The organism is Bacillus cereus group sp. BfR-BA-01382 (genome assembly GCF_022663475.1).
GTDB classification, from domain to species: domain Bacteria; phylum Bacillota; class Bacilli; order Bacillales; family Bacillaceae_G; genus Bacillus_A; species Bacillus_A thuringiensis_S.
Map to the genome: position 1 here is coordinate 17,127 of NZ_JAKUFQ010000023.1, position 25,216 is coordinate 42,342.

Genomic DNA, 25,216 nt, shown 5'->3' on the forward strand with positions numbered 1-25,216 from the left:
AATGGGAGTAGAAAAAATTAAAGCAGCGTTTGAAAATGGTAAGAAAGCATTTATTCCGTACGTAATGGGCGGAGATGGTGGACTTGAGAAATTAAAAGAAAGAATTCGTTTTCTAGACGAAGCAGGAGCAAGCATCGTTGAAATTGGTATCCCGTTTTCAGATCCAGTTGCAGATGGCCCAACGATTCAAAGAGCAGGGAAGCGAGCGCTAGATAGCGGTATAACAGTAAAAGGAATTTTTCAAGCATTAATAGAGGTAAGGGAAGAAGTGCAAATTCCGTTTGTACTCATGACATATTTAAATCCAGTACTCGCATTTGGAAAAGAACGATTTGTAGAGAAGTGCTTAGAGGCCGGTGTGGATGGTATTATCGTTCCAGACTTACCGTATGAAGAACAAAATATTATTGCGCCGTTACTTCGAGAGGCAAACATTGCGCTTATTCCACTCGTTACCGTAACGAGCCCTATTGAAAGAATTGAAAAAATCACGAGTGAATCAGAAGGGTTCGTTTATGCTGTTACAGTAGCGGGCGTAACGGGAGTACGTCAAAACTTTAAAGAGGAGATTCATAGTTACTTAGAAAAAGTAAAATTACACGTCAACTTACCAGTAGTCGCTGGATTTGGCATTTCAACAAAAGAACATGTAGAAGAAATGGTTACAATATGTGACGGTGTTGTCGTTGGAAGTAAAGTGATTGAGCTATTAGAAAATGAAAAACGAGAAGAAATATGTGAATTAATACAGGCAACAAAACAAAAAGAAGAGGCGTAGTCTCTTCTTTTTGTTTTGCATAATGAATGTTAGAATATACAGAAAATACATATAATTTAGAGGGTGAGAAGGCATGCTAAGACGTAAACTACTATATCTTCTTTTAACTGTACCGCTATACGCTTGGCTCATTAGCATGACGAAAATAGAGTTGATGGCTCTATTTTTAGGATATGTATTTATCTTTTCCAACTTAAATCGCATTCAAGAACAGTCTATTTTAGAAATATGTCTATTTTCGATTAGTATAGAATTATTTAGTATCGTTTCGATTGTATTATTAAACGAATTATTTCTACGGATTCATTCATTTACATTAATGAAATTTTGGAATATTGCATTGCAAGCAATATGTACTTACATTGTGTTTGTTGTGTTGAAAAAAATAATCGGACAGCAGACAGTTTTTCAGGATAATAGAAAATGGGAGTGAATGAAAAGGGGCCGTTTGGCTCCTTTTTTAAATCTGTCTTAAAAACAATTGAAAATTACAACATCTGTTATATAATAGTTAAAAATTGTATTTTAAACGAAATGAGATGATAACATGGCCATATTGTTGGCACTTATCCCAATTATGATGATTTTCATTTGTTTATTTTTATTTAAACAAACGTCATTAAGGTCCTCGTTAATTTCTTATGCTGTGTCTGTCGGAATCGTTTTACTCTCGCCAACGTTTCGATTAGGGATAAGTGAAACTGTGCACGCAACGATTAAAGGATGGTTAATTTGTTTTATTGTCGGGTACGTTTTATTTTTCGGTATTTTTTTATTTCACCTCATGAACAAAATGGGATACATCGATCAAGTAGCACGTTTTTTAGAAGAAATCACACATGATCGCTTATTACAAATGCTGCTTATGTGTTTTGGCATTTGTCCGCTTATTGAATCAGTAAGTGGATTTGGTATTGGATTCATGGTTGCAGCACCTATTTTTCTTTCGCTAGGCTATAAACCATTTCAAGCTGTACTGCTCTCATTTATCGGCTTACTAGCTAGTTCATGGGGCGCAATGGCAACGGGTACGATTATCGGTTCGCAGCTAATAAATATGCCTCTTACAACACTTGGTACAAATACAGCGCTATTAAGTATTCCGATGTTTGCTTACTTCGTTATTCTTTCTTTACACGTTGTTGGCGGCTGGCAAGCGGTTATAGAAAAGTGGAAAGAAGGAGTAGGGTTCTTTCTATTATTTTCTCTCGGAATCTATCTTTCTAATGCATACGTAAGTGTTGAACTAGCCGGGATATTAAGTTCTATCGTTACGATTACATTTGGCTTTCTTATCATTAAATTAAAAGGAAAAAGTGGGCAAAATCTTATAACAGAACATGCCGCTGCAACGGAGAGAGAAGTATCCATTATAAAAATTATTAGCCCTTATATATTTCTAACAGTTTGTATTTTACTTTCTCGCCTCGTTCCAGCATTACATGATTTGTTCAGATCATATGCGGTTCTTGATTTGAAATCATACTCTTATAAACTAGAGTTACTATATTCACCAGGATTTTGGCTCGGTATGACTTGCTTATTTACTATTATTTTCTTCCGCATCCCGTCTAATATTATTAAACAATCATTCTCACAAACGATCAAACAATGGATTCCATTTGCTATTACGACGACAATGTTTATCGCCATTTCAGAACTAATGGGTGCATCTGGCATGCATTCATTACTTGCAAAAACAGCTGGTGAAACATTTGGAACCTTTTTCGTTTTTGTTGCTCCGTTTATTGGCGCTATTGGTGGATTTTTAACAGGTAGTAACGCAGGATCAAATGCAATGTTTATAAAACTACAAATGCAAACCGCACAAAACGTAGCACTCCCGTGGCAATATGTCACAACACTTCAAAACACCGCATCATCAGTAGCGACAATCGCTTGTCCATCACGGATTACATTAGGTGCTTACTTATGTAATATCCCTTACCGTGAAAATGAACTATTAAAGAAGACGACGTTAATGATCTTTGGTGCGGTTTTGCTTGTAGTGGTAGAGGTTATTGTTTGGTATATGTTGAGAAATTAAAAATCCTCCTAACATAGGAGGATTTTTTTTATGAATGGATAATGTTTTAAATATGAAAAGCTTCTACTAAGTCAACAACCCGCCACTTAACACCCTTACGGGTCGTTTGAAGTGGGGGCTTGCGTCTGTCGGAGTTCGACAGTGCTTCTACCCTCATAGAGAGCAACTACGCTTATTCCTACCCAGTAGTACGAACGAGCAATGCTCTCCTACCTTAGTATGGTGGAGCATAAGGACGGTTGACTTCGCCCCTACCACAAGAGCTATACTCCTGTGGTAACTACACTGATATGCTTAATTCCCTTACGGTGTAGATTCATCGCACCAATACGGTCATCATTTGATTGGTATTGGCAATTTTTACACTTAAAAGTGTGTAGCTTTTTATTACGATTCGCTTTTTCAATGTTTCCGCACTTAGGGCAAGTTTGGGAAGTATATTTGGGATCTACCACAATTACCTTTTGTCCATTCAATTCAGCTTTATACTCAAGCATTTGACGGAACTGATAGAAAGCCCAAGATACAGAAACATAGCGGTTTTTCACTCGTACTTTCTCTGTCGCAGAACGAACCCCTGTTAAGTCTTCTAAAACAAACATAGTACCTCTAGGGTATGCCTCAACGAGTGCCTTTGTAATTTGATGGTTTACATCAGTTACATAACGGTTTTCTCTTGAGCCAATTTGTTTTATTTTCTTACGAGAAGATGGTGTTTGTCGTGTTTGTAATTGCTTACGAGTAGCTTTAAATTTACCACGCTTATGTTTAACAATATTTCCGTTGTAGAAGGTTGTTTTGCCCTGACTATCATAAGTGGTTGCAAGGAAGTTGATTCCTAAATCAACACCAACGATGTTGTTTACATCTGCGAAATCTAATGTTTGGTACTCTTTTGTCATCGGGATATGTAAGAACCACTTTTTGTACTTATGCACTAATTTAGCAGTACCAAATTTCCAAGTGCTGTTGAAGTATTTCTTCATAGCCTTACGCTCATAATTTAGTTTTAGGCGACCTTCAAGCGTGTTTACACTAAATTGGTTTTTGGTTAGTGAATAATCTCGATTCCAGACTAAATCATATTCTGCAAGTTTGAAGTCAATCAAAGACCATTCATGTCCATTTGATTTAGCCGACTTGTAACGAGCAATTACAGTTTTCATCACAGATTGAGCCATTTGACTTTTTAACCTAAATTGATTTCGCAAATCAGAATAATATAAGTTATTGAGATTTACTTGATTAAGGTTCTTTGTTTCAAATATGTGTTTTGATAACCAATTACAAGCCTTGCGGTAAGCGTTCGTTGTTATCTTTAGACTTTCAGCTTGATTATCGGAAACATGGATTTGTATTTTTGCAGTAATTGTAGGCATTATTTTCACCGCCTTTCACTAATTAAATTGTAACAGATTTTTAGTGAAAGCAAACAACTTAAGTAGAGAAAGTAGGAGGCAAGGTGGAAGTTTCAGATACTTGATATGGTACAGAATCTTAGGATTTTTAACGTACCATACCGTATCTGCCGGCAATTCCTCCCCCACTTATCGTTGGGCTATCGCCCTTCACACGATTGAAGTAGGGGGTATCCTTGCCGATTTTAGATGAATAGGAGATGAAATGTATGCCCCTAAAAAACTACGGTGTGTTAAAAGGTACAGTTATACAATCAAAGATTGGAAAAGGGAAGACACCTCATTATCAAGTTCATTTACAGGGCGAGACTGGAGTAGATTATCGTATTGCTATTAACGTAAAGTCGCAAAGTTATCCGTCAGAAGTTTTATATTTTGCGAATAACAATATTAGGTCAGAGGCGATTCATATTTTACCGACATTACCATTTGGTTTTACGGAAGTAAAAAATAATGAACCGAAAGTAGCTTTAGATTATGTAAGAGGAAATCTATTTGACTCAAAACAAATGATTCCTTTGCCTCCCGAAAAAGCAGGAGCAGATAATGATTTAAACGAAAAAATAGAACGTTATATAAAGCGAGCGATAGAAGAAAAAGCGATTATTTACGCGTTTGGTGAAAGATGGGGACCAGAAGAAAACACACCAGATTCCTATTTTCATTTCAAACCAGGAAACGGTATACATGATATTCACATGAATCAAGGGAATGTAGAGAAATGGAAAGGTGATAATGGCATATGGCAAGACGGAGGGATACTCATTCACTTTGAAAAGGAAGAAGAATGGATTGGTATCTTTCTTGCATTCCAATCACAGTCATGGTGTACCGATGAAGAAGGGCATGCTCGTGTGCCTGTTGAGCATTGTGATTATAAGGGGAATAATTAATAAGAAGAGGGCGTTCAAAAAGAACGCCCTCTTCTTATTTTATAAAACGAAAAACTAACGAGTGTAGAAAGACAAGAGAAAAGCAGTGCTACACTAGAAAACGCAATGAGATACATATTATATTTCATAACCTGTCCAATTAGCTGGTTACTGTCGTATTGAAACAGTCCCGCTATGATGTTGAATAAAAATAAAACGATAAACATGACGATAACTCCGTCTATTGATCCTTTAATGTCTGGTTTACTTAAAGCGATATGTGCGGAAATACAAATGGCGATAAATAAAAATAACCAAAAGGAAGGATTCAATAAATTGCCGATTGTAAATAAGCTTTTCAATAATACAAACGTCGACAAGAGCATGTTTTGAATCATTTCTACATTAATAGAAGTAGAAGCGATCGTTTTTTCGAGAGTTGTATTAAATAAAAAATATGATTCTGGTACGAAATAGCGCATTAAAAGGATTAATGCAGTAATACCAGAAATAATAGGCCCGATGCCGATGAAGAAATTCCCAATTCGTTGATACACACTTTTTTGATTGTATTGATGTTGTACGTAACCTAATGCTCCTTGACTTGTATCTGTTGGGAAAAACTGCGTTGCTACAATTTTATGACGGAACAGTACGCACATAATGGCATGTCCAAGTTCGTGGATCGGAACACCAATCCACGCCGTTAAAAGGAATCCTTTTCTTCCGAAAGCCCTCGACCAATACATTCGTGTTAGTGATTCTAAATAACCTAATAGAAATCCAATTACAATGATAACGCCAATTAAGGAAAATAATTGGATTACGCTTGTAAGGAGTATTTGAAAAATTGAGTTTACCAATTCCATTGTCTTTCATCCAATCTGTTAAAAATGTTATTTGTTCTGTTTCATAATAGCATTATTTTTCAAGATTGCTAGCATATATAATTTCTTTTGAAAGAAGGATTTCAGAATCTTTTTCTTGTAGTCATGTTTTATGTACAAAGTCATATATTGAATTTGTAACACCCTATATGGTATATGCTTAAGGAGGGATGAGAGAATGAAATGTCCGTCATGTCATACAGAAAATGCAGCAGAGGCAAAGTTTTGCGGGAATTGTGGACATTCGTTAACGGAAGAAGTAGTGGCAAGTAGTGGTCAAGAAGAAGGGCCGGAACAAGCACGCGCGGCACAAGTAAAGGAAACTCGGCCAAATGAAACGGTAGAGCAAGCGAAGCGGTTTGCGAGCGGCTATTTTCAATTTTTTAAACATGCATTACAAGCACCGACAGCGATTATGAAAAGCGGCACGATTGAAGTAAGAAATGGAATTGTAAGTCTTGTTCTTATTTGTTTTTTAGGAGCATGTATTTTTTATAGAATGATGAGTGCAGCATCAGCAGTTACGAGAACATTTGCACCAGATATATCTACTCCCACATTTTTTGTAGAATCTATAACGGTCTTTTTCTTTTTATTAATTTTAACTTTATTTGTCGGATTTATTATTTTTGTAAGTGGTAAGATGATGAAATCATCTTTTTCGTTTCTTGAAGTATTCGGTATATGGGGAACGCTAGCGACGCCGGCTATTGCTATATTAGTCCTTTCTTTTCTTTTTAGTTTCTTATTAATCTTTTTCTTACCGATATTATTATCGGTAGCTGCAACTTATATAGGGATTAGTATAACTGTAGCCATATTAAAGCTAGACAATGGCGGATTAGATCTCGTGTACACACTTATTATTGCAAATGTTTTAATTGGAATTGCAACATTTATTGTACTTTGGTCTTACATTAGCACGATAATTCAAGCCTTAACACAGGGAATAACTGGCTTCTAATGAAAAGGTGGTTGACTGGATGAATGTATGTACAAAGTGCGGAATTCAGTTTGAAGATGGTGTGCAATTTTGTCAAAACTGCGGGACGAAGAGGGGAAGTCCTGTAGTAAAGAAGAACATGAGCGGTGGTGCAAAGGTTGGCATTACACTGTTAGCACTATTTGTTATAGCGATTATTGGATTATATTTGTACGGATCATCGTATTATACGCAGGTGGCACAAGTAGATCGGATGATTACGATTTTACAAGAGAGGGACGGAGAGAAATTAGCTGAGATCATTACGGCAGATGATCAATCGGTTATGATAACAAAAGAGAGTTTAACGCCTCTATTTTCATATATAAAAGAAAATCCATCGTATGTGAATGAATTAAAAGAATATTTGAGACAAGGTGAAAAACAACGGGACGGAATAGAAAGAGCTGATTTTTCGTTAACGAAAGACGGAAAGTATTTCTTTATATTTGATCGGTATAAATTGAAAGTGAAGACGTACTATACCACTTTGCTTACAAATGAAAAAGGCGTATCGTTAAAAATGAACGGAAAAGAAATTGATAAGACAGATGACAAAAAGTTTGAGAAGCAATATGGGCCGTTTCTTCCGGGCAATCAAGTGTTTCAATCAGAATATAAAAATGATTATGTAAAACTATCGCGTGAGGAAAAGGTTGTACTTATGAAACAAAGCCAAAATAACGTAATGATAGATTTAACGTTGCAAGGTCAATATATTACAGTTCAAACGAACGCGCCTGGTGCAACATTGTACGTAAATCAAAAACCAGTTACAGCACTGGCAGGAGAAGAAATTACATGGGGGCCTATAGCGACTGATGGAAGTACGACGATTTATTTAGAACGAAATGGAGAAAATGGAAGGGAAACGACGAAGGTAGAAACGGTAACGGCACTTCCGTCTTATAATCTTCCATTTCAAAAGAAAAGTACAGAAAAAACAGTTGTTTATAATGTTACTCCGCCATCTACCACTCCGTATGTATATAATGGTTTCATTTTCCCAGATAGTGATATTCGAAAATTAACGAGTACAGATTTAGCATATTTATCGAAAGAACAGTTGAAAATTGCTAGAAATGAAATATATGCAAGGCATGGACATATTTTTCAGACGAAAGATATGCAAACGTATTTTTCAAAACAATCTTGGTATAGAGAAAATCCATATTTTACAGGAAAGCTAACAGATATTGAAACTTATAATGTTGAACTCATCAAATCAAGAGAATAAACATGTGAAAAAGGTACAGTGCATAACTGTACCTTTTTTATGGTTATTTATCTGAACCAGGATCCCTTGAGAAAAAGATGTGAAAGAGAAATGTGACTTTACTTGATCCTCCTGATGTACTAGCTTGTATATGTGATAAAGGACCAGATGTTAGGGCTGCCTCGGAATGGGGGGGTACGACTATTTTGAGCGCATGATCTGATTCTGGTGAAGCAGTAACAGTTATTGTATCGTCAGAGAAGTTCAGAATTTTAACTGAACCGACTGGAAAGATAGACTTGCCAGCATGTGATGCTGAAGCGAATTGGGTAGCTTTCCAAATATCTTGCGCAAACGTATCATCGTTAGATAACCAGGCACGAGCGCTGTATATTGTCGCATTAATGGAAAATTCTTGGTCAAGTGAGAGGGCGGGTTTCGGTTCTTTTGGTTCTTGCGGTTCATCTGGAAGCTGGGCGAGAAGGCCGGCGCACATATATTTCACCTACTTTCAATAGTAACTGTTATAGCATATTAAACATGTTGTTTATGAGACACGACGGCTACCTATTCGGGCATAGGTTTGTGCACCAAATTTGAAGATAAAATCCTCTTTCTTTACAATGGAAGTAGGTGTTATTTCTATAAAATATGGAAAACGTAAAGAGTATGTAAAAAAAGAAGGAGTGGTAAAGTGAACTATGTCATTATTGGCGGAGATGCAGCTGGTATGAGTGCAGCTATGCAAATTGTTAGAAACGATGAAAATGCAACTGTTGTAACGTTAGAAAAAGGTGAAATTTATTCATACGCTCAGTGTGGATTACCGTATGTCATTAGTGGTGCTATCGCTTCAACTGAAAAGTTAATCGCGCGCAACGTAAAGACGTTTCGTGATAAATATGGAATTGATGCGAAAGTACGACATGAAGTAACGAAAGTAGATACGGAAAAGAAAGTGGTGTACGCAGAGCATACGAAGACGAAAGATATTTTTGAATTTCCGTACGATCGTTTATTAATTGCAACTGGCGTACGTCCTGTTATGCCAGAGTGGGAAGGTCGAGATTTGCAAGGTGTTCATCTTTTAAAAACAATTCCAGATGCTGAGCGTATATTAAAAACGCTAGAAACGAATAAAGTTGAAGATGTAACCATTATTGGCGGTGGTGCGATTGGACTGGAGATGGCAGAAACATTCGTCGAACTTGGTAAGAAAGTAAGAATGATTGAGCGAAATGATCATATCGGTACGATTTATGATGCAGATATGGCTGAATATATACATAAAGAAGCAGATAAACACAATATTGAAATTTTAACGAATGAAAATGTGAAAGCATTTAAAGGAAATGAAAGAGTGGAACAAATTGAAACGGATAAAGGTACGTATAAAGCAGATCTTGTTTTAGTATCGGTTGGAGTGAAGCCGAATACTGATTTTCTTGAAGGAACAAATATACGTACAAATTATAAAGGGGCAATCGAAGTAAATGCATATATGCAAACGAATGTGCAAGACGTATATGCAGCCGGTGATTGCGCAACACATTACCACGTTATAAAGGAAATTCATGATCATATCCCGCTCGGAACGACTGCTAATAAACAAGGGCGACTTGCTGGACTGAATATGCTTGATAAACGAAGAGCATTTAAAGGTACGTTAGGCACAGGTATTATTAAATTTATGGATTTGACGCTCGCAAGAACAGGCTTAAATGAAAAAGAAGCAAAAGGGCTACATATCCCGTATAAAACGGTCAAAGTAGATTCTACAAATATGGCGGGCTATTATCCAAATGCAAAACCACTTTACTTGAAACTACTATATCGCTCTGATACGAAACAATTGTTGGGCGGGCAAGTAATTGGAGAAGAAGGCGTAGATAAACGTATTGATGTGATCGCGATGGCACTTTTCAATAAAATGAGCATTTATGATTTAGAAGATGTCGATTTAAGTTATGCACCACCATATAACAGCGTTTGGGACCCAATTCAGCAAGCGGCAAGGAGAGCAGAATAGCACTTTTTAAGTGCTATTTTTTTTGCAAAGGTAGGTAAACTTTTTTAGCGAATAATAAAGAGGGAGAAACAGTTACATATAGGGAAGGGGATTATTAAAAATGTTTGTAGCACTTCAAACCGTTCAAGAATCTGAAAAAGAAATATTACGTAATTTGTACGCACTATATCTTCATGATCTCTCTACATTCACTCCTAATATAAAGATTGGGGCAAATGGATTTTTTGAATACGAAGATTTGCACATGTTTTGGGGAAATGACGGAATCACTCCGTATTTTATAAAAGCTGAAAATAGTATTGTAGGATTTTTATTATTGTTGGAACGCCCGTTTTTGAAGAAGGAAAACGACTTTGGCATAAATGACATTTTCATATTGAATCAGTACAAAGGAAAAGGAATTGGTAAACAAGTTATTGAGAATGTACTAAAAGAGAAACGAGGACAGTATTTCGTTATCGAACTTGTGAAAAATGTACCAGCTGTTTCTTTTTGGAAGAAAGTATATAGGGAGCTAAACATCGTATTTGATGAGAAAACACAGTTAATCGATGATGAAGAATGTCTCGTTCAAACGTTTAAAATATAATGAAATCGGTGCCTCTAGTAGATTACTTTGAAATTTAACTTTATTTTGAATATACCGTTCACCCTTGAAAACATAGTACTTATCGCTTATATTTTCATATAGTATTTATTTTTAAAAAAAGCAATGAACGAACCAGGGGGCACAGTATGGCAATTAACATGAAAACAATCGAAGAATGGATTGCTGAATCAAACGCAAGACAAGAAGAAGACTTTGGACACGTTGTGGAAGAGATGAAAGAAGTATGCGTCGGACTTGATAATGCGACATTAATTTATACGAAAAATGTATTTTGTTTCGGTAAAAAAGTAGAAGTGTTTTTCTTCTTCCAAGACCATGTCGTGATCGGACAAGAAAAAGACGAATATATTGAGATTGAAAAATTAAAGTATGATGATATTACAAATAGTAATTTAAAAACAAATGACAAAAATACAACGTTAGAATTAAAGTTTGCTAACGGACAATCTATTAATTTAGATAGTTTAAATGATAACTACGGTACGAAAAATTGGTTATTTGCTAGACAAATTAAGAGTATTTTTAAGTTAATCTAGTAAAAAAGCACGCCGTCCATCGGCGTGCTTTTAACTATGCAAAACCCCTTTTAACCAATTCCGCGCTCGATAAGCCCCAACAGGAATTTGAATAAGAGACGTTTCATTCCCAGCATCAATACCGTACAATTGATCACATGAATTTGTATCAAAACTTAGTAAAGGATGCCCGCCCATCCCCATCGCGGTCGCTGCAAAAACGAGTTTATGAACGAGTATACCAGCTTCCATTTGGTGAATACGATATCCTCTATAGCCTAATGCACGTGTATAGTAATCTTTCTTTCCGACTACATGTAAGCAAAGTGGTACTTGAAAAAGGTTTACGTTATCCATCGTCATACTAGATTGAAGAGGGTAACGAAGGTCTCCATACCGAATTGGTTGTATCGAATGTGTTTTACTATTATAAGCGTAAGCCCCGTTTTCAATATTTTTCACGTTATAAAAACATCCATATAAGAAGACGCGTGCATTTTCATTTGCATACTTACCGTCAAGGTCGTTGTAATAGGGGAAGGAGAGGCTCGCTTCTTGTAGTAAAGTAGCGAGCTCGGCTGCATCCCATTTCGTTAAAATAAAGTCCGCATCAGGAGAATATCGTTTTTTACAAAGTTGTAGGAAATCATACGATAACCGTTCTACTTTTGGTAGCTGTACAGCGTACGCATTATGTTGATAGTGCTCTTCATGATGTAGTGTTTGGAAGTGTGCTGTCGATTCGATCATAGAAGCTTCATTTATTTTTGTTATCATCGGATATTCACCTACATGTTTTGAGCGAACGAAATGTTCATGTGCTAACGGCGGAATTTGTTGCAACAACTCATGAGAAGTAACTGTTTTATTTTCACGGTAATCATTGTGAAACCAATTAGTTTCTGGCTCTGTACTTAAAGGAATAACGGCATACACACTTTCTTCACCTTCTGACAATCCGAGTAAACGGTTCAGTGCACGGTCTAGAAATTGAAAGTATACGCCGTTCGTATAACCGAACTGTTTTGCACATTCTAGTAATTGTCCAATGAGAACCCCGCTATCTAATCCTTGAAGGCGATATGAAAAGTTATTGTATTTAAAGAAGTTTTTCCAAAACATAGTGGATACGAATGCGGCACCGAAACAATCATGTATATTACAGCGATTACCGAGTGCGTCTGCTAAATAAGAATCGAAATTTCCTTCCCGAAGTAAGATAAGTCGGTGATGCGCGGCGTCGTAATGGTAAATACCGTCTGGATAATCGTCGATCTTTAAATAGATATACAATTCATTCGGATATAAAGCGCCGCCTGAAGGAATAGATCTTCGTAATACATTTCTCTCGCTATTTAGCTGACATAATTGTGTTACACCAAATGAATACCAAAGGTAGTGACCAATTTCATCTAAAGTAGGTGTAGTAGAAGAGTTCGGTAAAGATAATGGGATTTCTAAGGAGAGCGGGATGGTAGGTACATTTCGATATAATTTATAAGGAAGCGGTGCGTCTTTCCAGTCCACCTCATGATTCGGCATAATTTCATCGATAGAGAAATGGAGATGATGTAAAAAAGTATCTAGCTGCATGAAATCCCTCCTTTACTATGGAAACGGATGTGGATGTGGATTTAATCTTTCATTCGTTAAAGGTTCGTCTGTATATCCAAGTGTCATCGGTACGGTATATACCCGGTCCAGTCCTGTAATCCGAGTAAGATGGTGTCCGAAAGTCATCGGTAACATGCCTGGAATAATAACTTTTACACAGTGTAGTCCGTTCTTTTCTATAAGGGGAACGGTTTGATCTACAACGATTATTTCAAGATTAGATTGATGCAAACGATTTAAAAGTTGGTGGAGATCGGATGTTAAATCCATATCAAATGATTGTGATACATTCATTTCTTGGAACGTTTGCACCGGTGCATCTTCTCGTAAAAGGAAGTGAAGACGTTCTTCCGTTTCTTTCAATCCGTACAGCATACTATGGTCTTCCATTTTATTAACGAAATAAGGATCTTGTAAGCATTTTTCGTAGTATTCTCTTTTGTGCTCGAGCTCATCGTCTGTTATAAGTAACATGCCTGCTATTTCTTGAATGGCACTTTTTAAAGCTCGAATAGGATCTAAATGAGCGCCTCCCGCACAAACAACGTTCATTCCATTTTCACGTGTATTCTTTGCAATTACCCATAAGCTCGGGATGCCGTGTTCCATCGTCGCGTTAAAAGCGTGTAATTCATATCCAGTAATCGTACGTAACCGCTGGATCATTAATTGTAATTCTGTATCATTTGCTGAACTAAGATCAAGGCGGGGAAGAGGTAATTCGGCATACCAAGTGAGTAAGAAGGCATCACGCTCTACAATTTCTAAAATGCCGTGAAAAATCGCTTCTTCTAAACTACCGCCAATTGCACATCCATTTGATGTTTCATACACGAAAGCATCTCGATGACCAAGGCTATAATAAGCAATTGATTCAGGAACTAAAAGCGGTCTGTTTTGTGATAAAGAATATCCCCATACCCAGTTTTGCTCATAATCAGGATCAAACGGCTTAAATGGAAAATTATCACGACTGTAGTGTTCATTTGTATGCACACCGAGTGTAAGGGGATTTAGTGCATGTTCCTCTAAATCATGAAAACTACCATGCACATTTGTCTTTTTCCCGCGAGGCGACATACCGCAATATCGTTCTAAACCTTCTAAAATAGCAGTTGCTTCACTCACTGCAAATGAATGAGTTCGGCCTGCAACACCTTCATTTCCAAACATTAATGGCATGTTTATAATGACGTCAGCGAATGGCAATAAAGAATGCTGCATTTTGCCGTTCAACATACCGATCCGATAATCTAAATAGTCTTTCGTTAAAAATGTGTTTAATTCATGAATGGAACGGCAGCGATACGTTTCGGTGCTTACTTTTAAACTCGGTTGTAAAGAAACTTCCGCCGCATCCGCAGTATCATCAGGTAAACTACTACATACAGGACAGAGAGGATCTGGAAGAAAAGAATGCCGCGTACATTGTAATGTTTGTAAGTTTAGTAAAATAAGTTCATTTTCTAAAGAAGAATGGTTATGAGTTAATATTTTTTCTGTTTCTGCGCAAATAAGATGGCACATTTGTAACATGCCATTTTGGGTGGCACGTACATCACGCCTCGTTCCATTTTCGGCTTTAAAGGCATATTTCCGCTGTAGTTCCCACATTTCTTTTTGATCAAAGCCAGCGATAAAACGGCGTCCATCAGAACAATGGGAACATCCGGGCGTAAGAGGATGAATGTAAGGACCGATAATACCTTCGCCAAATGAAGTGAAACCACGAAGCCACGGAATATGATTTGAGCGAAAAATTAGCTCAGCATCATGATGAATAGTAGAAGGAGATCCATCATGTAATACGAGAGCGAGATAAATATTTTCAGGAAGTTCTTCTGTAAGGGTATGCTGACGAATGATGGAATATTGTTTGCATAATTGATCATGTACATAGTCTGCAAGAAGGCCATCCCCTATAAGCAATATATTTTGAGTCATAGACCGTCCTCCTTTGCAATTAATACCCCATACACACCGTCTAAGTTTTCTTTCAAAAATGGTTCGATTGCTAAATCAAACACGAAGGGATAAAAATTATGTTCTTCTAAATGCTGTAAGGCAAGCTGTAAAGATTGCACACTTGGAATTTCTTCTTCCGCTTGTATTTCCACCCTAAAAGAATCCGTGTCATATAAAATAATAGATGATTCAGGCAAGATATTAGCTCTGTAAGGAGTCTCTTCACTTTGAATGTGGAGCAGTGATAGTTGTAGTGCGCTCCGTAACGCTAACGTCATATTAATATTAGATGCACCGTACCATTTATCATTTATACCAACCCAAACGACTGGAAAACTGAGAATCTCTTCACTCATTGCGATTTTAGGTGTTTCATGAATTGTAGCAAGGGCATCGTAATAAAATCTACAATGTTTATCGTGAATATCAGTTAAATCAATCGTTGTAAGTTCTTCTAGCATATGTGACTGCCGTTCATACAATTTATTATTTAAATGTTGTTGTAGTGCCCGGTAAAATCCTTCTGTCATCGTTTCTCCAGCGCCAATACCGATATCGTTATGTTCAGGAATAAGGCGGTGAATGATTTCTGCTACATATGTTTCAATTCCTGTTAAACCAGCTTCTCGGCGTGCTTCATTATGAGTTAATCCACTGCGAGTCATAAGAGGCAGAAGGGGAGCTGGGCCATCTGATAATGGATTGGCTACTTGAATATAGCATTGTGATAACGGTAATTGATATGAATCTTGTTCATCCCATACATGGAATATACCGGCTTCTTTAGAAGTTAATGAGTCGAAAAAGCGGAATACATCAGTTGAAGTATGTTGGTTGGACCGATGCTCAAGTTTTTCAGAAAGATTTTCTATCGTATCAATTGTAAAACTTTCATCAGTTGCAAGAGGGTGTTTTATAAAAGGATGCCACGTTCCTTCAAGTGTTTCATAGTTTAATAAAAAGAATTGTAATTCTTTTTCACGATATAAATCATCCGCGACATGTTTAAACAATTCAAAAACGATTACATTTGCTAACATTGCAGATGTAATTGGTGAGAAGGAATCTGATGAATTTTCATTTTGCAAAGTCGTTTCATGTAGCCGATGCCATGCGGATTCCCAGCATTCATCACGATTTTCCGTTACGACAGGTCCAGCTATACCGAGTGTTGATAAACAAATAGCTGGTATAAAATTCTTTTTCGTTTCTCTACAAATAGTGTGAACTGTTTTTAAACCGTCAATGTCTCCATTTTGAGAAACATATAAAATCCAATCAAAAGGTTCGAATACTTCATGCAAGGGACGGTCAATTGTAGTATCGATTTCTTGAATGAGTACACCGTTATCAACTTCATATGCACGTTCTATTAGCTCATGTATTCTTTCATAGTTTGTTTCATCTCGATCTGTAACGAGGTAATGAAATGTAGGTAAACCAGATTCTAATAAAGAAGAAACTAAAGAAGTAAGCATATCTCCGGAGCCAAGTACAAGGACATTTGCTCCGCGGTACGTTTCAAATTTTAAAGCACCTGAATGAGAATCAGCTTCTAAAAATTCAATTTGTGAAGCATATCTGTCGAGTAATGTACTGTTTAATTCATGAGGTGCATCTTGATTTGCATCGCGAACGAAACCATTTTCATATAAAACCTCTCCAATTTCAAATACACGATTTTGATAGGGGAGAGGGAGACCATCAGTTATTTCTGCTAAAGAATGATTACCGTTAAACATTGGCATTAATTTTTCAATCCAGTCATAAATTCCATCACCGTCCATGCGAAATGAACTGGCGTTATTTCGAAAATAGACACCCCCGTTTGAATCGGGCAGGAAGAAAGTATCCTTATTTACTTTAAGTTTTGCATGAATTGGAAGGTTATTCATTTTAATCCTCCTTACGTTTAGGCATACATTATTATCTTATGTCATGAAATTTGTCCCGTATGAACGCAAAAAAAGGCTGTAGAATGATGTATTCTACAGCCTTTATATATTAGATTATTAATCTATCAACCTTCTAATAATAATGATTTTGGATCTTCAAGCATATCTTTAACAGCAACAAGGAAGCTAACTGCTTCTTTACCATCAACAATACGGTGATCGTAAGATAAAGCAATGTACATCATTGGGCGGTTTTCCATACGCTCGTTATCAATTGCAACTGGGCGTACTTGGATTTTATGCATTCCTAAAATACCAACTTGAGGGCTATTTAGGATTGGTGTTGACATTAGAGAACCGAATACACCACCGTTTGTAATTGTAAATGTACCACCTTGTAGTTCTTTTAATGAAAGTTTGTTATCGCGTGCTTTCATACCTAAATTACGAATTTCACTTTCGATTTCAGCGAAGTTTAATTGGTTAGCATCGCGTACAACTGGAACAACTAATCCATCTGGAGCTGCTACTGCAATACCGATATCATAGAATTTTTTGATGATAAGCTCGTCACCTTGAATTTCAGCATTTAATAATGGGAATTGTTTTAATGCTGCAACAACTGCTTTTGTGAAGAATGACATGAAGCCAAGACGTACATCATGTTTTTTCTCGAAAGCGTCTTTACGCTCTTTACGTAATTCCATGATCGCACTCATATCAACTTCGTTAAATGTTGTTAACATTGCAGATGTTTGTTGAACTTCTACAAGACGTTTTGCAATTGTTTGACGGCGGCGGGACATTTTCACGCGCTCAACTGGTTTTTCGAATTCCGTTTTTGCAACTGGAGCAGGAGCTGGGCTCTTTGGAGCAGCTGGTGCTTCTTTTGGTGCTGCAGCATGAGCTTGTACATCATGTGGTCTCACGCGTCCAAGTGGATCTGTGCTACGTACGTCGTTTAAGTCGATTCCTAATTCACGAGCCATTTTTCTAGCAGCTGGTGATGCGATAGGACGGTTCGTATTTGGTAAGCCTTGTAGACTCGTAGTTTGTTCAGCATTTGGAGCCGCAGCTTTCGGTGCTTCAGCTGTTTCTTGTTTTGCTTGCTCAGCAGGTGGTGCAGGTGTACTTACTGCAACTGGTGCTCCATTAGCATCTAAAATTGCGATAGTTGCGCCAACTTCAACTGTATCCCCAGGTTCGCCTAGTAACTTCGATACAATACCTGAATCTTCTGCAATGATTTCTACATTGACTTTATCAGTTTCAAGCTCAACAACGCTGCCGCCTTTCTCAACTTTGTCGCCTACGTTGATAAGCCATTGTGAAATAGTTCCTTCGGTAATAGATTCTGCAAGCTCAGGTACTTTAATTTCGATCATTTTAAATGTCCTCCCCTTATTTGCCTAACGGTGTGTTTTTTCTTCTTTTGTCTTCGGTAATCTCCATTTGTTAGCCTGGCCTTGGGCAGAATATCTGCCCAGGGAACAAGCTAGAAACCTTCATTATTACTTTTTAGTTGCTGAAAACTTCAATTTCTTGTTTATCTTGACGGAAGTTATACTTCACATCTAAAGCGTGTGCAACAATTAGTTCTTGCTCAGCTTTGTGAGCGAATGGATCGCCGCCAGATGGACTAGAGCGATCAGGACGTCCAATGTAACCTGTTTTCACTTTATCTCCAGCAAGTTCGAACAGAATTGGAGCCATGTAATGCCATGCGCCCATATTACGAGGTTCTTCTTGAACCCAAATGATTTCTTCTAAGTTTTTAAATCGTTTAATAATAGATTGAACTTTCTCAGCAGGGAATGGGTACAATTGCTCGATACGAACGACATGAACTTCGTCTAAGTTGTACTCATGTTTACCAGACTCGATTTCTGCTGCTAAGTCAATCGCCATTTTACCTGTGCTTAAAACAAGACGTTTTACTTTATTTGGTTTCGTGCCAAGGTTTTCTTGTTCTAAAGCAGGTTGGAAACGTCCTTCGCTTAACTGACTAGCAGTTGAAAGCGTAAGTGGGTGACGTAATAAACTCTTCGGCGTCATCAGTACTAATGGTCGAACAGCTTCTGTTCCTAAGATAGATGCTTGACGACGCAGGATATGGAAGTACTGTGCCGCGCTCGTTAAGTTTGCAACTGTCCAGTTATTCTCAGCAGCTAACTGTAAGAAACGTTCTGGACGTGCACTAGAGTGCTCTGGTCCTTGACCTTCATAACCGTGTGGTAATAGAAGAACTAAACCAGATTTTTGACCCCATTTTGCTCTTCCAGCTGAAACATATTGATCAAATAATGCTTGCGCAGTATTTGAAAAGTCACCATATTGCGCTTCCCACATAACAAGAGTTTCTGGAGCGAATACGTTATAACCATATTCGTAACCAACAACAGCAGCCTCTGATAACGGACTGTTATGAACAGAGAATGATGCATTAATGTTTGGTAAGCGATGTAATGGTGAATATGTTTCATTTGTATCAGTATCGTGTAATACGATATGACGGTGCGCAAATGTACCACGCTGTGAATCTTGACCAGTTAAACGAATTGGCGTACCTTCTTGTAAAATAGAAGCGAATGCTAATGACTCAGCAAGTGCCCATTCAATTTTACCGTTCTCTTCTAAAGCATCTTTACGGCGCTCAAGAATTTTCTTCACTTTCGGATATACGTTAAAGCCTTCTGGCCAAGATAGTAGACCTTCATTAATTGCACGAAGTGAGTCAATCTCAACACCAGTATCAATTGGTTGAATGCCTTTTGCAACAACATCTGGCACTTTAACGTGAATTGTTGCATCGCTCGTATCAGCTGGCGGTACTTGTGCATAATCGGATTTTAATTGTTCTTGCGTAAACTGAGTAATTGTTTCAACCTCATCTGCATTTAGAACACCAGCAGCTTGTAATTGATCTGCATAAATTGCTCTTACAGTTGGGTGATTTTTAATTTTTTTGTACACTTGTGGTTGCGTAACCGCTGGGTCATCCATTTCGTTATGACCATATCGACGGTAACCGATTAAATCGATTAAGAAGTCTTTTTTGAACAACATGCGATATTGAATCGCAAGGTTAGCAGCTGCAAGACAAGCTTCTGGATCATCAGCGTTCACGTGAACAATCGGAATATCGAAACCTTTTGCAAGGTCACTTGAATATTTCGTAGAACGAGAATCATAGCTATCAGTTGTAAAACCAACTGCATTGTTTGCGATAACATGAATCGTTCCGCCTGTTTGATACGCGTTCAATCTGCTTAAGTTGAGCGTTTCAGATACAATACCTTGACCAGGGAATGCAGCATCACCATGAACTAAAATTACGAATGATTTTGAAATATCTTGATCTGGAAGACCAGATTTTTTACGATTCTCTTGAGCAGCACGTGCGAAACCTTCTACTACAGGATTCACGAACTCAAGATGACTCGGGTTATTTGCTAATGTCACGCGAGTGCTAACTTCTTCGTTACTAACGACTTGTTCTCTACCTAGGTGGTATTTTACGTCGCCAGTCCAGCCAGAATTGGCTACTGCGCCTTCTATTTTTGCATGTTTGAACTCAGCAAACATGTGACTATATGGTTTTTCTAATACGTGAGCAAGTACGCTTAGACGACCGCGGTGAGCCATACCAATCATGACATCCTCTACACCGTTCTTAGCACCTTCTAGAACAATTTCATCTAAAACAGGCACAAGCATATCAACGCCCTCGATAGAGAAACGTTTTTGCCCAACGAATGTTTTATGCAAGAATTGCTCGAAACCTTCAACAGCTGTTAAACGTTTTAAAAGAGCAGTTCGTTTTTTATTTGATAGTGGTTGACGCAATGAATTTGATTCCACCATTTGATGCAACCACGTGCGTTCTTCACTATCTTGTATATGAGAAAATTCATAAGCTAAAGATTTTGTATAAACGTCTTTTAATCTATGAATTACATCAAGTGCAGTGTGAATACCTTCTGGTGCATCTTGCCATACTGTTTTCGCTGGAATCGCTTTCAAGTCAGCATCGCTCAGTTCGTTCATTGCTTTCTCAAGAAGAGATTGTCCATTTGCAGCATCTTCCATCGGGTTGATGTGAGCCAACGTGTGCCCGAAAGAACGAATCTGCTCAACAAGTTGAACGACTTTAAGAATTTTTTCAATGTTACCTGTGTTTTGAGGAGAAAAATGTGTTGCTGTGTTGTCCCCTGTTACGACATCATCTTGAAACGAAGGAGCTCCAAAAATTTCAAAAAGCTCTTGTAATTCCGGATCAACAGAACCTGCTCCAGTTACGTAAAGATCATACTGTTCAATCACATAACCAAGGTTCGGACCGTGGAACTTGGCCCAAGGGTTTGTCGTTGTATTCTTCCTCGTCATTTGTTTAAACCTCCCAATGCATATAATCCTTTTCCATACAAAAGGTGCATTTTGCTCTTTTCAATAATTGATGAACCAATAATCAATGTAAATGTTTTCTTTACTCTTATGTTATTACAATAATTTACATAATACCAAACACTATTACTTATCTGTTTTGTAAAAAAACATTCACAATAACTTATCACCCAAGTTAATCTTTCACTTTATAAAGTAATTTTACAGAAAAATGGGGTGGATATATTTGGTATACCTACATTGAAAACTAGAATTGTTACATGTAAATATAAGTATAATCATTGGAATGTTTTGATAAAAGTTGATTCGAATTATGTATATTGAAATAATAAGCGCTTTCATAGATATTATACAACAATATAACGGAATATAGTATAAAAAATAAAAAATTATGAATTTACCATAAACTTTATTTCGATAGTGTTAAATATCGAAAGGGAAATGAAGGATTTCTACAAAAAAAGTGGTTAAACATAAAAAATGCTTTATAACCCGTTAGTTTCTATAAATATGCCAAAAAACACCGTAAAACAAATAACACATTGCATCTAATAAAGCAGAGAATGAAATATTTTAAAAGGATAAAACAAATATGAAGATATTAAATTTTTAAAAAAGTGAGGAGGAAATATAGTAACGATTACATACAGTGTTCCATGTTTTATTACAAAATAGACGTGCTGAAATCGAACAAGTTTCTTCTATATAAATAGAACGAAAACTGATTGAAATAAATGTAAAGGAACCTTGACGTAAAGTTTACTTTACATATATACTCGATATATGGAAGGAGGGAGAAATTTCCTTGGAAAATAAAATGGTCGAATACCGAAAGAAATTTGGACTATCTCAAGAAAAGTTGGCTGAGAAACTTGGAGTTTCCAGACAAACCATCATTTCAATTGAAAAGGGGAAATACGATCCATCACTTCCGTTAGCATTTGAAATAGCAAAAACATTTCAAACAACGATAGAACATGTATTTATTTATGAAGGAAAAGAAGAGGGGGAATAGGGATGAATTATTCACAAAAGTACTTTGTAATTATGGGGATTATTTTTCTATTTATGAGTGGATTTATGATATTAACAGGTATAATGACGCATTCTGCACCGCCAGCTATAACGTATCCATTGCTTGGGATGATGATTATGAGTTTCTGTCTAAGCTACTTGCACCCGCAATTTAAAGAAAAAGACGAGCGAATGAAACTTATTCGTTATAAAGGAATGTTTGTAACCTTTTTTGCATTAACAGCATATTATCTTCTTTTCTCTATCGGCTTAAACTTAAAAATACTTACACTATCTGCTACTGAATTATTGAATATACTTATGGCACTTACGATGAGTACCGTCTTTATCTCATTTGTTGTTTTGGCAAAAAGATATTAAGATGGAAGAGAGAAAGGAAGATTAACATATGCAAATGATGTATGCTTTTGGCATTGGGCTTGTATTATTTTTAGCCGTATTCTTATTTATTCGTAAAGATGTTCAAGGTGGGACATTAACGAAGCGAGGATTTTATAAATTAATCGGCTGTTTAGTTGTTATGCTTATAGCGATTATTGTAATGATCGTATTAATTAATCAGTCACTATAGAATGTAAAAACGGAACTTTACTTCGGTAAGGTTTTTCTTTATTATTAAACCTGAAAATTACCGCTAAATCCATTTACTGTAAATAAATTGTGTTATATAATCCAATGAACTGATAGATAAGGAGTGTAGTATATGAATAAAAAAACTATCTTCTATTTATTAACTTGTATACTACTTGTAGCTAGTACTACTTATATAATATGTAACAAAAGAGAACAAGTGCCACCTATATTAGTATGGGACGAACAAGAATACTATGTTACGAATGAACCTGCCAAAGTAGAAGAAGTTGGGCAAAAACTTGGCGAAGTAACAAAGAAAATTAAAACAAGTAAAAACCCTACTAAAAATAGAGAATCTAATACATTACAAGAGAAAACAGAAGTGTTTACAATGATTGAGGAAGAAAAAAGTGAATATCCGCCTTTAATCATAAAGGAAGCTTATAGTGATGAATATAGGGTAGTGAGGCCGATGTTGAAGCAAGTATTATGATGAAAAGGGGATTCATATGCAGAAAGAAACTGCGTATCTATGGTTGTTAAGAAAAACTTTTTCCTTTGCTTTATTTTGCCTCCTATCGGTGCATTTTACATTGTAATGAATAGAGGGGCACTACAAAAGAGAGACTTCATTTTATATTTATTATTTGCTGCTATTAATATATCACTTTGGTTATCGCTTATGATCTTTGATCGGACTATATGGATGGTAGTAGGGAACAGAAAATGTGGTTCATTTGTGCTACGGATACAGATTGATAGAAGAGAGGCCTTGTAGGAATGCTGCAAGGCTCTTTATATTTTTGGGAATTAATAGAAAATTAATCATATAAATGCTATACTAAAAAATGTTTGTAATGTCAGTTTCATAATATTGTATGATACTGACTTACTAGAAAAGATAATGAGGAGAATGAGCGTGCAAAAGATAAAGAGATTATTGCTATTAATGATGGTAGTAGGATTAACAGCGGTTGTTTTAGCAGGGTGTGCAAATCCGAAAGATACTACAGAAGAATTTTTAACAGCGATACAAAAAGGTGATGTAGAAAATGCTCGTACATTTGTTGAGAGTGACAAGGAATTTAATAAACTAAATGAAAAAACAGATGATGCTGAGGCAAAAGCAATGCTAAGTGCAATTACAAAGAACTTTAAATTTGAAAAGCTAGAAGAAGTATCGAAAAAGGATGACAAAGCAGAAGTGAAAGTGAAAATTACATCTGTTGATCTATCTGTTGCTGTAACAAAAGCAGTGGGAGAAGTTATGCCAATGGCCTTCGCTAGCGCATTTAGCGAAGACAAAGAACAATCTGAAAAAGCGATTGAAAAAACAATGACCTCAACTATCATCAAAAACTTAACGGATAAAGATGCAGCAATGGCAACTCGCGAAGTTACATTGAACTTAAAGAAAGACAAAGATGGCGACTATAAAATCGTTGCTGACGATAACTTGAAAGAAGTATTGTTTGCCAATGCAAAGTCTTTGGAGAAGATGTTTGGTGGGAAGTGATTGAATTAGATAAAAAAGAGACACCATATCACATAGAAGGTTGATATGGTGTCTCTTTTTTATGAACCTGGAGAGGTTTGAACTCACGAAATTAATTATATAAATTAGATATTATGTTTTTTGAATTCAAGACATAAAGCTAGTTGTAACAGAGGAGGTACTGTATTCTATGTTTTCTTATGCGGATCCTGTAACGTAGAAAGGTAAAATTTCTGGACCAGATTTTAATTAGTGTTCCTTCAGCTTTAATGAGGAGGTGTACGAAGATGTTGTGACTATGCCTGCTGGATACTATTAATTGTGAAGTTAAATAAGACAACAATTTATTAGCGGAAGATTAGTTAGTTTAAGTATCAGATTTAGGTGTTTAACAGGGGTACTAATTAATTTCAGTTCTTCCATGAAAAATTATAGAAAAAGTATGGATAAACAAATTCTTGTTTTAAGTGAATTTTGTAAATGTGGGGGCTGCTTTAAATAAAGATGGTCAAACACTATGTAAATAATTGAGAGTATTAAAATATGCAGAATTGCATATTAAATATTTAAAATCTTATGCTAACCTTATAATGCGAAATATAACATTTGTTGGTAATGATTCATTTTTGAAAGATAAAAAATGAATCATTACAGTGGTATACAATTCACTGTCCTATAGCATAAACGATAATAACGAAAGCTATTTGAAGTCCTTTGAAGGAAATAAGTTATTAAAAAAGATTCCATATAGAAAATTTGTTGAAATTTCAGATGTAACAAATGTCATTTTATTTTTAATGTCTGATAAAAGCGATGCCATTAGAGGGCAAAATATTGTGGTTGACTATGGATATACAATTGTATAAATAAATCATCTTGGG

The 25,216-nt window shown here is 36.5% G+C and carries 23 protein-coding genes and 1 pseudogene; 16 read left to right on the plus strand and 8 right to left on the minus strand.

All coding sequences use genetic code 11. The features are described 5' to 3' along the window. Position 1: 1 nt before the first annotated feature. The 3 genes from trpA to MR160_RS12015 all read left to right on the plus strand — a co-directional run bounded on the left by trpA (position 2) and on the right by MR160_RS12015 (position 2,825). Entirely contained in the window at positions 2-778 is a 777-nt protein-coding gene (trpA, locus tag MR160_RS12005; RefSeq protein WP_086398445.1) for a tryptophan synthase subunit alpha, read from the plus strand. 73 nt (positions 779-851) lie between these two features. Further along, entirely contained in the window at positions 852-1,211 is a 360-nt protein-coding gene (locus MR160_RS12010; RefSeq protein ID WP_000946150.1) for a DUF4029 domain-containing protein, read from the plus strand. A gap of 114 nt (positions 1,212-1,325) precedes the next feature. Continuing rightward, a complete protein-coding gene (locus MR160_RS12015) occupies positions 1,326-2,825 on the plus strand; it encodes an L-lactate permease (protein ID WP_000996272.1) in 1,500 nt (499 codons plus the stop codon). 263 nt (positions 2,826-3,088) lie between these two features. On the opposite strand, the gene MR160_RS12020 is transcribed toward MR160_RS12015, so the two are convergent. Further along, entirely contained in the window at positions 3,089-4,204 is a 1,116-nt protein-coding gene (locus MR160_RS12020; protein WP_001142359.1) for an RNA-guided endonuclease InsQ/TnpB family protein, read from the minus strand. 248 nt (positions 4,205-4,452) lie between these two features. Here MR160_RS12020 and MR160_RS12025 point away from each other — a divergent pair, with 248 nt between their 5' ends. Further along, positions 4,453-5,136, plus strand: coding sequence for a DUF2278 family protein (locus MR160_RS12025; RefSeq protein WP_016097962.1), 684 nt, complete (start codon positions 4,453-4,455; stop codon positions 5,134-5,136). Between the two features lie 14 nt (positions 5,137-5,150). Here MR160_RS12025 and MR160_RS12030 read toward each other — a convergent pair whose 3' ends face one another. After that, complete coding sequence (locus MR160_RS12030; protein ID WP_000424512.1) at positions 5,151-5,984, minus strand: hypothetical protein; 834 nt, start codon at positions 5,982-5,984, stop codon at positions 5,151-5,153. Between the two features lie 196 nt (positions 5,985-6,180). On the opposite strand from MR160_RS12030, the gene MR160_RS12035 reads away from it, so the two are divergent. Together MR160_RS12035 and MR160_RS12040 are read left to right on the plus strand one after the other, a co-directional pair. Then, entirely contained in the window at positions 6,181-6,966 is a 786-nt protein-coding gene (locus tag MR160_RS12035; RefSeq protein ID WP_000650096.1) for a zinc ribbon domain-containing protein, read from the plus strand. A 19-nt stretch (positions 6,967-6,985) separates the two neighbouring features. Continuing rightward, complete coding sequence (locus MR160_RS12040; RefSeq protein WP_001099914.1) at positions 6,986-8,221, plus strand: TcaA 3rd/4th domain-containing protein; 1,236 nt, start codon at positions 6,986-6,988, stop codon at positions 8,219-8,221. Positions 8,222-8,264: 43 nt separating this feature from the next. Here MR160_RS12040 and MR160_RS12045 read toward each other — a convergent pair whose 3' ends face one another. Continuing rightward, a complete protein-coding gene (locus tag MR160_RS12045; protein WP_000332402.1) occupies positions 8,265-8,696 on the minus strand; it encodes a hypothetical protein in 432 nt (143 codons plus the stop codon). Positions 8,697-8,894: 198 nt separating this feature from the next. Here MR160_RS12045 and MR160_RS12050 point away from each other — a divergent pair, with 198 nt between their 5' ends. The 3 genes from MR160_RS12050 (at position 8,895) to MR160_RS12060 (ending at position 11,375) form a co-directional block, all read left to right on the plus strand. Next, positions 8,895-10,229 (plus strand): FAD-dependent oxidoreductase, encoded by a 1,335-nt coding sequence (locus tag MR160_RS12050; protein WP_242297392.1) that lies wholly within the window; start codon positions 8,895-8,897, stop codon positions 10,227-10,229. A gap of 100 nt (positions 10,230-10,329) precedes the next feature. Further along, positions 10,330-10,818 carry a GNAT family N-acetyltransferase gene (locus tag MR160_RS12055; RefSeq protein WP_000495856.1) on the plus strand — a complete coding sequence of 163 codons (489 nt, stop codon included), beginning with the start codon at positions 10,330-10,332 and terminating at the stop codon, positions 10,816-10,818. A gap of 146 nt (positions 10,819-10,964) precedes the next feature. Further along, positions 10,965-11,375 (plus strand): DUF3908 family protein, encoded by a 411-nt coding sequence (locus MR160_RS12060; protein ID WP_000996793.1) that lies wholly within the window; start codon positions 10,965-10,967, stop codon positions 11,373-11,375. Between the two features lie 30 nt (positions 11,376-11,405). Here MR160_RS12060 and MR160_RS12065 read toward each other — a convergent pair whose 3' ends face one another. From MR160_RS12065 to odhA, 5 genes are all read right to left on the minus strand, one after another. Further along, the gene (locus MR160_RS12065) at positions 11,406-12,947 is read right to left on the minus strand and encodes a SagB family peptide dehydrogenase (RefSeq protein WP_081144071.1); all 1,542 of its coding nucleotides are present in this window, start codon (positions 12,945-12,947) and stop codon (positions 11,406-11,408) included. A 15-nt stretch (positions 12,948-12,962) separates the two neighbouring features. Then, positions 12,963-14,912 carry a TOMM precursor leader peptide-binding protein gene (locus MR160_RS12070; protein ID WP_242297394.1) on the minus strand — a complete coding sequence of 650 codons (1,950 nt, stop codon included), beginning with the start codon at positions 14,910-14,912 and terminating at the stop codon, positions 12,963-12,965. Next, positions 14,909-16,828 carry a putative thiazole-containing bacteriocin maturation protein gene (locus MR160_RS12075; protein ID WP_242297396.1) on the minus strand — a complete coding sequence of 640 codons (1,920 nt, stop codon included), beginning with the start codon at positions 16,826-16,828 and terminating at the stop codon, positions 14,909-14,911. The genes MR160_RS12070 and MR160_RS12075 overlap by 4 nt, the downstream gene beginning before the upstream one ends. 125 nt (positions 16,829-16,953) lie before the next feature. Continuing rightward, positions 16,954-18,213 carry a 2-oxoglutarate dehydrogenase complex dihydrolipoyllysine-residue succinyltransferase gene (gene odhB / locus MR160_RS12080; RefSeq protein WP_000569919.1) on the minus strand — a complete coding sequence of 420 codons (1,260 nt, stop codon included), beginning with the start codon at positions 18,211-18,213 and terminating at the stop codon, positions 16,954-16,956. Positions 18,214-18,346: 133 nt separating this feature from the next. Beyond that, entirely contained in the window at positions 18,347-21,214 is a 2,868-nt protein-coding gene (gene odhA, locus MR160_RS12085; RefSeq protein ID WP_000197142.1) for a 2-oxoglutarate dehydrogenase E1 component, read from the minus strand. A gap of 823 nt (positions 21,215-22,037) precedes the next feature. Between odhA and MR160_RS12090 the strand changes: the two genes are divergently transcribed. From MR160_RS12090 to MR160_RS12115, 7 genes and pseudogenes are all read left to right on the plus strand, one after another. Next, positions 22,038-22,247: a helix-turn-helix transcriptional regulator gene (locus MR160_RS12090; RefSeq protein ID WP_000428506.1), complete on the plus strand. Its 210-nt coding sequence runs from the start codon at positions 22,038-22,040 to the stop codon at positions 22,245-22,247. Positions 22,248-22,249: 2 nt separating this feature from the next. Beyond that, complete coding sequence (locus MR160_RS12095; RefSeq protein WP_001109901.1) at positions 22,250-22,627, plus strand: hypothetical protein; 378 nt, start codon at positions 22,250-22,252, stop codon at positions 22,625-22,627. A gap of 28 nt (positions 22,628-22,655) precedes the next feature. Further along, positions 22,656-22,838 (plus strand): DUF3976 domain-containing protein, encoded by a 183-nt coding sequence (locus MR160_RS12100; RefSeq protein ID WP_001178294.1) that lies wholly within the window; start codon positions 22,656-22,658, stop codon positions 22,836-22,838. Positions 22,839-22,970: 132 nt separating this feature from the next. Continuing rightward, complete coding sequence (locus MR160_RS12105; protein WP_001036577.1) at positions 22,971-23,333, plus strand: hypothetical protein; 363 nt, start codon at positions 22,971-22,973, stop codon at positions 23,331-23,333. Positions 23,334-23,349: 16 nt separating this feature from the next. After that, a pseudogene (locus MR160_RS35115) lies at positions 23,350-23,618 on the plus strand (hypothetical protein). Positions 23,619-23,759: 141 nt separating this feature from the next. Then, entirely contained in the window at positions 23,760-24,356 is a 597-nt protein-coding gene (locus MR160_RS12110; protein ID WP_140153110.1) for a hypothetical protein, read from the plus strand. Between the two features lie 632 nt (positions 24,357-24,988). Further along, positions 24,989-25,201 (plus strand): SDR family oxidoreductase, encoded by a 213-nt coding sequence (locus MR160_RS12115; RefSeq protein ID WP_003258596.1) that lies wholly within the window; start codon positions 24,989-24,991, stop codon positions 25,199-25,201. Positions 25,202-25,216: the final 15 nt, after the last annotated feature.

What these genes read in the sequence shown, in the direction of transcription:
- trpA (WP_086398445.1), top strand. Translation starts at nt 2, where the DNA reads ATGGGAGTAGAAAAAATTAAAGCAGCGTTTGAAAATGGTAAGAAAGCA.
- MR160_RS12010 (WP_000946150.1), top strand. Translation starts at nt 852, where the DNA reads ATGCTAAGACGTAAACTACTATATCTTCTTTTAACTGTACCGCTATAC.
- MR160_RS12015 (WP_000996272.1), top strand. Translation starts at nt 1,326, where the DNA reads ATGGCCATATTGTTGGCACTTATCCCAATTATGATGATTTTCATTTGT.
- MR160_RS12020 (WP_001142359.1), bottom strand. Translation starts at nt 4,204, where the DNA reads ATGCCTACAATTACTGCAAAAATACAAATCCATGTTTCCGATAATCAA.
- MR160_RS12025 (WP_016097962.1), top strand. Translation starts at nt 4,453, where the DNA reads ATGCCCCTAAAAAACTACGGTGTGTTAAAAGGTACAGTTATACAATCA.
- MR160_RS12030 (WP_000424512.1), bottom strand. Translation starts at nt 5,984, where the DNA reads ATGGAATTGGTAAACTCAATTTTTCAAATACTCCTTACAAGCGTAATC.
- MR160_RS12035 (WP_000650096.1), top strand. Translation starts at nt 6,181, where the DNA reads ATGAAATGTCCGTCATGTCATACAGAAAATGCAGCAGAGGCAAAGTTT.
- MR160_RS12040 (WP_001099914.1), top strand. Translation starts at nt 6,986, where the DNA reads ATGAATGTATGTACAAAGTGCGGAATTCAGTTTGAAGATGGTGTGCAA.
- MR160_RS12045 (WP_000332402.1), bottom strand. Translation starts at nt 8,696, where the DNA reads ATGTGCGCCGGCCTTCTCGCCCAGCTTCCAGATGAACCGCAAGAACCA.
- MR160_RS12055 (WP_000495856.1), top strand. Translation starts at nt 10,330, where the DNA reads ATGTTTGTAGCACTTCAAACCGTTCAAGAATCTGAAAAAGAAATATTA.
- MR160_RS12060 (WP_000996793.1), top strand. Translation starts at nt 10,965, where the DNA reads ATGGCAATTAACATGAAAACAATCGAAGAATGGATTGCTGAATCAAAC.
- MR160_RS12065 (WP_081144071.1), bottom strand. Translation starts at nt 12,947, where the DNA reads ATGCAGCTAGATACTTTTTTACATCATCTCCATTTCTCTATCGATGAA.
- MR160_RS12070 (WP_242297394.1), bottom strand. Translation starts at nt 14,912, where the DNA reads ATGACTCAAAATATATTGCTTATAGGGGATGGCCTTCTTGCAGACTAT.
- MR160_RS12075 (WP_242297396.1), bottom strand. Translation starts at nt 16,828, where the DNA reads ATGAATAACCTTCCAATTCATGCAAAACTTAAAGTAAATAAGGATACT.
- odhB (WP_000569919.1), bottom strand. Translation starts at nt 18,213, where the DNA reads ATGATCGAAATTAAAGTACCTGAGCTTGCAGAATCTATTACCGAAGGA.
- odhA (WP_000197142.1), bottom strand. Translation starts at nt 21,214, where the DNA reads ATGACGAGGAAGAATACAACGACAAACCCTTGGGCCAAGTTCCACGGT.
- MR160_RS12095 (WP_001109901.1), top strand. Translation starts at nt 22,250, where the DNA reads ATGAATTATTCACAAAAGTACTTTGTAATTATGGGGATTATTTTTCTA.
- MR160_RS12100 (WP_001178294.1), top strand. Translation starts at nt 22,656, where the DNA reads ATGCAAATGATGTATGCTTTTGGCATTGGGCTTGTATTATTTTTAGCC.
- MR160_RS12105 (WP_001036577.1), top strand. Translation starts at nt 22,971, where the DNA reads ATGAATAAAAAAACTATCTTCTATTTATTAACTTGTATACTACTTGTA.